This window comes from Mycobacterium sp., assembly GCF_019247615.1.
Classification (GTDB): domain Bacteria; phylum Actinomycetota; class Actinomycetes; order Mycobacteriales; family Mycobacteriaceae; genus Mycobacterium.
In genome coordinates this window covers 1-6,299 of record NZ_JAFBAT010000088.1, presented here as the reverse complement: position 1 = coordinate 6,299, position 6,299 = coordinate 1, and the positions used below count along the sequence as shown (strand labels likewise).

Here is a 6,299-nt window from a genome sequence, read left to right as displayed (position 1 = left end):
TGGCCAAGAGCTCGTCGGCGATGGTCACGGCTGAAGCGGCGAAGTCGATATGGTCCAGATGATCAGGGTCGATGCCGTCGGTGCTGATCACCAACATGTCCCCGGGGCGGATGGAATGCACCTGGGCGGGAACCACTTCCGGTATGCGATACCCGATGATGCCCGCGGTGAGCCGCGCGCTGGACCGGATCTGAAAACCGGTGGGGGCCTTGGCCACCAGCTCGGCAGCGACGTTGCCGACCCCCGTCCACGTGAGCGTGTTGGCCCCAAAGTCAATCCGCGCCAGGGTCATTGCGACCCCCCTGGTGCCGTCGAGCAGCCGGTGGCACAGCTGGACCAAGACTTCGAGCCGCTTGTCGGGTGCTCCCTTGACCACGTCGACGGCTCGCAGCGCGGCAGTCGCCGCCTCCGGACCATGGCCGAGGCCATCCACCACGCCGAACAGGGCGCCGTCGCCGTCGAGGTCGACCGCGATACCCCGGTCGCCGGAGGTGAGTTCGGTGGGCATCGGGCGACCGGCCCTTGCCCATTCGATTGGCCCGAAACGGCCGTGCTCACGCACGGGAGGGAACCCATTTCCACATTTCGACCACCGTTCCGCGGCCGACTACCGACTCCACGATCAGGCGGTCCATCAGGCGGCGCGCTCCGGGCAGGCCCATTCCCAGCCCGCGACCGGTCGAGTACCCGTCCTCCATGGCCCGTTCGATGTCGACGATGCCGGGGCCCTCATCCTCCGCCCGAACGACCAAGGCCTTGCGCCCGTCCCGGTCGGCCACCGTGACCCGGACGGCCCCTCGACCGGCGTAGCTGGTGATGTTCCGCGCGATCTCCGAGATTGCGGTGGCGATCATGGTGACGTCGGTGAGTGAGAATCCGAGATCGAGAGCGAGCTGGTGCCCTGCTTTGCGGGCGGCGACGATGTCGTCGGAGTCGTGGATGTCGACGACCACTAGATCCGGGTCACCCACCACCATCGCGCCCGATCGTTGATTTGCCCGCTGCCCTTTCGCGATTCAGCAGGGCAAGGCCTTCCTCCAGGTCCAGCGCGGTGTTCATGTCGTCGAACGCCAGACCGAGCTGGACCATCGCGAAGGCCACCTCCGGCTGCAGACCGACGATGACGGTATCGGCGCCGCGTAGCCGCGTCATGTGGGCAATGGTGCGCAGCGAGCGGGCGGCGAACGAATCCATCACGTCAATGGCGGTGACGTCGACGATGATGCCCTGGGCGCGGAACCGGCTGACCCGCTCCATGAGGTCGTAGCGAAGACGTTCGGCGTCGGAATCGGTGAGGGCCGACTGCACCGAGGCGATGAGGATCGCGCCCTGCTTCAGGATGGGGACTGGCATGAGGGCTCGTGCTGGTCGCGCTTACCCGGTCTGCTCACCGGTACGAGTCACCTCGTACCCGAGCAGGCGTTCGGCTTCCTCGATGCCGCCCTGCAGGTCGCCGACGGCATTCATCTTCGACAGGTCCAGCCCGATCGTCACGAGCGTCAGGGCGATTTCCGAGGACAGGCCGGTGATGATCACGCTCGCGCCCATCAGGCCGGACGCATCGACGGTCTGCACCAGGTGGTTCGCCACCGTGGAGTCGATGGTGGGCACACCGGTGATGTCGATGACCACGACCTTGGCGCGGTTGGCCCGAATGGCGCGCAGGAGCTGTTCGGTGACCTGGCGGGCGCGCTGAGAATCGAGCACACCGATGATCGGCAGGATCAGCAGCTGCTCGCGCACCTGCAGCACCGGCGTGGACAGCTCGCGGATGGCCTCCTGCTGCTGGCGGATGATGCGCTCGCGCTCCTGGACGAAGCTGACGCCCACGGTATTGGCGATGCTGTTGGCCGCCGGCTCGTAGGCGTCCAGGACGCGGTTGAGCATTTCGAACTCGGTCTGGTACTTCTCGAACAGCGAGCGAGCCAGCACGTCGCGCAGCAGCAGCACGATGCCGAGCACCTCGTCGGTCTCGACGCCCCGCGGGATGATGCGCTCGGAGAGGTCGCGGGCGTAGGCCTGCAGCGCCTCGACGCTGCCGGTCTCGAGCACCTCGACGTAGTTGTCGTAGACGGCGGTCGCCTCGGAGAAGAGCTCTTCGGGCGTCATCGCGGTGAGCAGCTCAGCCTCGGTGATTCTGCGGGCCCACTCCTCGCGGAGAACTGTTCGATTCTGCCGCAAGTGCTGGACCAGCTGCGGCAACAGGCCCTCGCTGACCGTTTGCGCGGCGGTGGTGGTGCTACCGAGATCCGACGACAAATCAGACATCTGGCCCTCCCGTATCCCGCTTCGCGCTCCGCAGCGCGCGCGGTCTATTCCGGAGACTAGCCTGGGCCGTCGCCGCACCGCTGTCTGGGGCATATTCTCTCGGCAGCTCACGCGGCAGGTTACGCTTGCACCACGCGTGCGGCCTGGCCCACATAAAGACCAAAGGATCGCCATTGTCAGCTCCCGACTCGATTACCACGGTGGTTGAGGACCGCGAAGGGGTTTCGGTCATCAGCGTCAGCGGTGAAATCGATCTGGTCACCGCCCCGGCCCTCGAACAAGCGATCGGCACGGTGGTCGCCGACGGTCCGACGGCGTTGGTGATCGACCTTTCCGGGGTGGAGTTCCTCGGCTCGGTCGGATTGAAGATCCTGGCGGCGACCTACGAGAAACTTGGAGTCAAGTCCGCCGAGTTCGGGGTGGTGGCGCGTGGTCCGGCGACCAGGAGGCCGATCCACCTGACCGGTCTCGACAAAACCTTCCCGCTGTATCCGACGCTGGACGACGCGTTGACGGCTGTCCGGGACCGCTCGCTGGAACAGTAGCCCGCTACCGCATCAGCGCGAGGTTTCGCCGGAAGGTCAGCCGGCTGTCGCCGATCATTATCGACGCGCCGGTGCATTTCCTTGCCGGGATCGGCTGTCGTCACCGATGGTCGGTGCGAAGATCACGACTATGGATGTCGATGTCGATCATCCCGAAGACGACCAGCAGTGGGATCGCAGCCACCGCGGCGAAACCGAACAAGAGCGCCTCGACCGGAATTGGAACAACCTGCTGCAGGAGCTGCGGGTGGTGCAGACAGGCGTCCAGTTGCTCACCGGTTTTCTGTTGACGCTGCCCTTCCAGCAGCGCTTCGACGTTCTCAATCACCAGATGCGGATCGCGTACTTGGTGACGGTCGGCTGTTCGGTGGGGGCCACGGTGCTGCTGATCGCCCCGGTCGGCATTCACCGCCTGCTGTTCAGGCGCCATCGCCTGCAGGTGCTGGTGTCGGCCGCGCACCGGTGCGCCTACGCCGGGCTGGCGCTGCTCGGTTTGGCACTGACGGGCGTCACGGTCATCATCTTCGCCGCGGTCGCCGGCGCCACCGCCGGGATCATCGCGGGAGCCTGCGCGCTGGGGTTATTCGGGTTCTTTTGGGGGGTGCTGCCGCTGTTGTTGCGCACCCACGGCCTGTAGCGCGGCCGGTTCAGTGGCCGGACGCCAGCGCCGCGACGAGGGTGGAGTCGAGGTGCTCGAGCAGGTCTTGCGGGTCGGTGAAGATCGGCGCCGCGCCGGCCGCCTGCAACTCCTCGCGGGAGATGCCGCCGCTCAATAATCCGATGCAGGCCAATCCCGCGCCCGATGCGGCGTGCGCGTCCCACACGGCGTCGCCGACGAACACGGCGCGCTCGGCGTCCACGCCGGCCCGTTCCAGCGCAACCTCCACAATGCCGGGTGCCGGTTTCGCGGTGTCGACGTCGCGCGACGACGTCGTTTCGGAGATCACGTCATCGCAGTCGAGCACCTTGAGCAGCGTCTCCAGCTCGTCCTCGGGTGCCGAGCTGGCCAGCACGACCTGCAACCCGAGATCGGCGACGCGACGCAGCAGCTCGCGGGCGCCAGGCAACGGTGACAACAATGGCGAGGTGCCGCGGTAATGCCTGCTGTGCGCGTCGCTGAGCCGCTCCTGGACGTTGTCTGCAGCGTCATTGGACAAGGTGCGCACCAACGTCGAGCCGTCCATGCCGATGCAGCGGTGGATCTGCCACGCCCCAACCGTTATGCCTTCTTCGTGGAACGCCCGCTGCCAGGCGTAGACGTGCAGGTAGTTGGAATCAACCAGCGTTCCGTCGACGTCAAATAGGACAGCCGCCGTACCGCAACCGGGCTTCAGCGGACGCTCCGTGTCGAGGTGGCACGTCCTCGGGCCCGCGATCGAGATGTCATCTGCGCTTCATACCCGCGCCGTCGTCATCCGACACCCGCGATTTCGTGCCGGGCGCCCGCCGCCCCAGGGGTGCGAAATTTCTTTGCCCGACAGGTGTGGCCGGCGCGTGAACTGGGTAGTACCGCGTGATCCGGGGGAAGTACAGGTGAAGTGCGTCCACCCGTCATCGAGGAAGGAAGACCCATGGCGACCATCAGCGACTACGACGCACGCGTGATCGAGGTCGAGACCCAGGACCCATCCTCTCTGCGCGAGCTGGCGCCCGCGCTTCCCACCTCGTCGACCATTACCGCGGAGGAAGACCCCAACGATGTGCTCTTCTTCGAGGTGCCCGGTGCGGACCTTTCAGGAGAAGAGCTGTCGGTCACGGTGATTCCGCAGCGGGCAGACGAATTCACCTGCTCGAGTTGCTTCCTGGTACAGCACCGCAGCCGGCAGCGCCGCTCGAGCTCCGGGCTCCCGGTCTGCGCCGACTGCACCTGATGGCGCCGCGCCGCGCCTGACGCGCCGGACGCCTTGAGCCGCCCACCCGGCTTACCGGCTCCGCGCAGGCTTAGGTCGGTGTTCGTGGCGTACGCGATCGCCTACCTCGTGGGCGGCGAGCGCCGCATGCTGCGGTTGATTCGCCGGTACGGGCCCATAATGCCGATGCCCATCCTCAGCCTGGGCGACGTCGCCATCGTGTCCGAACCCGAGCTGGCCAAACGGGTCTTCACCGCAGCCGGAGAGAATCGTGTGCGCTGAATTGTCGGAGCCTTCTACTACATTCATGGGATGCAGAAGATGCTAGCGTCGGCTCTTCTCTTGCTTGGGTGCGCGCTCCCTTGGTATTTCGCGCAGCGGGCCACCGGCAGCCTGCCAGTGGGATTTTTGGCCGGTCTCGGCGGCCTTATCGTGACGGTGGCGGTCCTTTTGTGGCTTTCCGTGCAGCGGGACCGGTTTCGGGCCGGGCTGCAGCGACGGCGCGACCGTAAGCTCGCCACGGCCGGTATGTCGGCCATCGATGCGATGCCGGGCGTCGAATTCGAGGAATTCGTTGCGGCGCAGCTTAGGACGCGCGGATGGCGTGTCGCCCCTACCGCCAGCACCGGTGACTACGGGGTCGATCTCATCGCCGAGAAAGCCGGCATTCGCATGGCGGTTCAGTGCAAGCGCCTGGCGAAGGCCGTCGGCGTCGGCGCCGTCCAGCAGGTCGTCTCCGGCGCACTGCAGCACGGTTGTCATCAGACGGTCGTGGTGACCAATCGAGGATTCACAAAGGCTGCTCGCCAGTTGGCGGCCACCCATCGTTGCCGCCTCGTCGGGCGGGATCAATTACAGATCTGGGCGGGCGCCCGGCTTATCACCGATAGGTCGCGGCCGCCTAGCAAGCGGCGGCTGCTCCTGGAGTTGGAAGCCTAGGCACGATCCTCAGCCACAGGCCGTCGTTGCCGATGCTTGGGGCCCACCTCTTGCCTTTTCCCGGCGGCGGTGACCCACACCTTGTCCTGGGTGGCGAAGCAGCACGTCGTACCGATCTTTTCGTTGGGTCGCGTCCGAGAGGCGGTGTAACACCACGGCTCAGTTCCTGCTTCGCTGTCAGCATATTCGTGCCAGTTGCCGCCGACACCGCTGTAGCCGTGACTCGGCACGGGGTGCCGACCACGCCGCTGAACATACCAGCGCGACGGCCCCACCCCAGGTTGGAGTCAATCACGCGGTAGCTCTGGCCGATTCGCGTTTCCGGGTACGTTCAGGCACGCTCACTTCGCCTATGAGCCAGTCTTATTGTGTTCCGATAGGAACTTTCAATCGTTTGCTGGGCCGCGCTGTTCTCTAGCGAGCATGTCGGGGTGCTGAGACCGTCCTTTTGATTCACCGGCTGGGTAGAGCGTCCGTCTCGAGCAGGGATTGGGCAGCGCAAACGATCGATGCCGTCGTCGGTGGTGCTGAGCGTGATAACGGTGGCGTCGGCGAGCAGGGCTTCTACTGACAGGACATGGTTGTAGATGACACCGTATTTGAGAGCGTCTGGGGCGCCGGCGTTTTCGATGATGTTGCCGCCGATGGTTGCCAGGTGGGCCGACACCGGATCAGGTGAAAAAACGAGATTGTGCGA

10 protein-coding genes and 2 pseudogenes are annotated in these 6,299 nt (G+C 65.7%); 5 read left to right on the top strand and 7 right to left on the bottom strand.

The window, feature by feature from the left end:
* The 4 genes from JO059_RS06210 to JO059_RS06195 form a co-directional block, all read right to left on the bottom strand.
* A partial coding sequence (locus JO059_RS06210; protein ID WP_293315224.1) for a SpoIIE family protein phosphatase occupies window positions 1-508 on the bottom strand: 508 nt, incomplete at its 3' end.
* Window positions 509-554: 46 nt separating this feature from the next.
* Entirely contained in the window at window positions 555-977 is a 423-nt protein-coding gene (locus JO059_RS06205; protein WP_293315223.1) for an anti-sigma regulatory factor, read from the bottom strand.
* On the bottom strand, window positions 964-1,353 hold the full coding sequence (locus JO059_RS06200; protein WP_293315222.1) for an STAS domain-containing protein: 390 nt from the start codon (window positions 1,351-1,353) through the stop codon (window positions 964-966). Before JO059_RS06200 ends, JO059_RS06205 begins: the two co-directional genes overlap by 14 nt.
* 21 nt (window positions 1,354-1,374) lie before the next feature.
* Window positions 1,375-2,268: an STAS domain-containing protein gene (locus JO059_RS06195; RefSeq protein WP_293315221.1), complete on the bottom strand. Its 894-nt coding sequence runs from the start codon at window positions 2,266-2,268 to the stop codon at window positions 1,375-1,377.
* A gap of 173 nt (window positions 2,269-2,441) precedes the next feature.
* Here JO059_RS06195 and JO059_RS06190 point away from each other — a divergent pair, with 173 nt between their 5' ends.
* On the top strand, window positions 2,442-2,813 hold the full coding sequence (locus tag JO059_RS06190) for an STAS domain-containing protein (protein WP_293315220.1): 372 nt from the start codon (window positions 2,442-2,444) through the stop codon (window positions 2,811-2,813).
* A 130-nt stretch (window positions 2,814-2,943) separates the two neighbouring features.
* Window positions 2,944-3,450 carry a DUF6328 family protein gene (locus JO059_RS06185; RefSeq protein WP_293315219.1) on the top strand — a complete coding sequence of 169 codons (507 nt, stop codon included), beginning with the start codon at window positions 2,944-2,946 and terminating at the stop codon, window positions 3,448-3,450.
* A gap of 10 nt (window positions 3,451-3,460) precedes the next feature.
* Here JO059_RS06185 and JO059_RS06180 read toward each other — a convergent pair whose 3' ends face one another.
* Window positions 3,461-4,147: an HAD family hydrolase gene (locus tag JO059_RS06180; RefSeq protein WP_293315226.1), complete on the bottom strand. Its 687-nt coding sequence runs from the start codon at window positions 4,145-4,147 to the stop codon at window positions 3,461-3,463.
* Window positions 4,148-4,384: 237 nt separating this feature from the next.
* Here JO059_RS06180 and JO059_RS06175 point away from each other — a divergent pair, with 237 nt between their 5' ends.
* The 3 genes and pseudogenes from JO059_RS06175 (at window position 4,385) to JO059_RS22910 (ending at window position 5,602) form a co-directional block, all read left to right on the top strand.
* On the top strand, window positions 4,385-4,684 hold the full coding sequence (locus JO059_RS06175; protein ID WP_293315218.1) for a DUF4193 family protein: 300 nt from the start codon (window positions 4,385-4,387) through the stop codon (window positions 4,682-4,684).
* A 33-nt stretch (window positions 4,685-4,717) separates the two neighbouring features.
* Window positions 4,718-4,921 (top strand): annotated as a pseudogene (locus JO059_RS06170) (cytochrome P450); the annotation flags it as partial.
* A 54-nt stretch (window positions 4,922-4,975) separates the two neighbouring features.
* Window positions 4,976-5,602 carry a restriction endonuclease gene (locus JO059_RS22910; protein WP_366516157.1) on the top strand — a complete coding sequence of 209 codons (627 nt, stop codon included), beginning with the start codon at window positions 4,976-4,978 and terminating at the stop codon, window positions 5,600-5,602.
* A 44-nt stretch (window positions 5,603-5,646) separates the two neighbouring features.
* Here the strand turns inward: JO059_RS22910 and JO059_RS06160 are convergent.
* Both JO059_RS06160 and JO059_RS22905 read right to left on the bottom strand, forming a co-directional pair.
* Window positions 5,647-5,727, bottom strand: a pseudogene (locus tag JO059_RS06160) (glyoxalase/bleomycin resistance/dioxygenase family protein); the annotation flags it as partial.
* A gap of 206 nt (window positions 5,728-5,933) precedes the next feature.
* A partial coding sequence (locus JO059_RS22905) for an FAD-binding protein (protein ID WP_366516156.1) occupies window positions 5,934-6,299 on the bottom strand: 366 nt, incomplete at its 5' end.